This is a genomic window from Halorubrum sp. AJ67 (genome assembly GCF_000513435.1).
Window position 1 is genome coordinate 80,747 of record NZ_CBVY010000018.1, and the last position, 1,412, is coordinate 82,158.

Annotated in this window: 1 protein-coding gene; it reads right to left on the reverse strand. The window is 69.4% G+C overall.

Going from position 1 to position 1,412, the window contains the following annotated elements; genetic code table 11:
- Positions 1-1,109 (reverse strand): DUF354 domain-containing protein (locus BN903_RS12885; protein WP_079890678.1); only part of this gene is annotated, 1,109 nt, incomplete at its 3' end.
- Between the last annotated feature and the right edge of the window lie 303 nt (positions 1,110-1,412).

Genomic DNA, 1,412 nt, shown 5'->3' on the forward strand with positions numbered 1-1,412 from the left:
GTGACCGACGCCCGACGGTCCGAACTCGCTCGGTCCGTGCCCGCCCGCCAGCGTTCGATCCCGGAGACCCCTTGGGGACCGCCCGCCGCCGCCCAGGCGACGATGACCCCGGTGAGATCCACCAGCCCGCCCACGTACTCGTTCCGCCGCCGTCGCCACTCGGCCCCGATCGACTCGTCGGTCAGCACGTCGACGCCGGTGGAGACGACCTCGTCGAAGTCGGTGGTGTTGACGACCAGCCCCTGCCGTTCGAGCTCGGTGAAGTTGCCCATGTCGCCGTCCCCCACGAAGGAGTTCGACCTGATGACGGGGGTCCCCAACAGGGCCGCCTCGGTACAGACCGTCTGCGTGTCGGTGACGACGAGCCGCGCCTCGGCCAGCGCGTCGTGGAGCAGCGCGGGGTGGACGTCGAACTCGCGGGCCGGAAGCGATCCGAGGTCCAGCGTCCCGCCCTCGTCCGAGACGAACACCGTCGCGTGGTCGGCGAACGTCTCGATCAGCCGCCGCCGCTGGTCCGGGGTGAACCCCGACTGCCCGACGTCGTGGTGCGAGCCGAACGCGTTGAACCGCAGCAGGACGAACTCCTCGTCGGCGTCGAGGCCGAGGTCATCGCGGATCCCCGGGTTCGGCTCGTAGACGTCCGGGTGGAGGTACGCGGTCTCGCAGAAGCCGCGGAACTGGTAGTGATTCTCGCCGAGGTCCTTCTGGAAGGCGTGCGGCGTGAGAAAGGCCGCCGCGAACGGCCGAGAGATCGCGTGGTCGATCGACGTCGGCTCCGAGTCGAGGACCAGCACCGCCGGGGATCGGCTCGCCAGCCCGGCGTGGGCGGCGTACGCGCCGACGCCGAAGATCACGTCCGGATCGAACGACCGTACCGCGGGGATGATGCGGGCGTAGTGGCGCGGGAGGTTCCGAAACAGCGACCCCTTCGTCGTCCCGCAGGAGCCGTAGAGGCGGTAGGGGAGTTCGTATCGGTCGAGCAGCGCGACCGTACACCCGTAGTCCCGCCCGAGGACGAGCACGTCGTGTCCGGCGCGTTCGAGCCGGTCGACGGCGTGTTTGTACAGGTGGACGTGGGCGGGCGTGTTCGTGAAGAAGACGACTCGCATGCGGTCGTCTCGGGGAGGAGATCCGATTGTAATAGATCGCTTACCGCGCGCGCGACCGACCGCCGGGAGCGACGGCCGTCCGTGCGTCCGGTAACCGATGTATAACAAAAGCCGCTACCGGATTCGATGGGGTAGTGCTCGTTCACCAGCCCATCCCGCCCGAGGGGCCGCGGACGACCCGCGCACCGCGGGGACGCAAACGGAGTGACACGGCGTGATATCGGGTTCGAAGCGCGACGGCAACGGGATCGTCGAGGTCGCGCTCGCGGTCGGCTACCTGGCGGTCGCGGGGGGGAGTCGTCG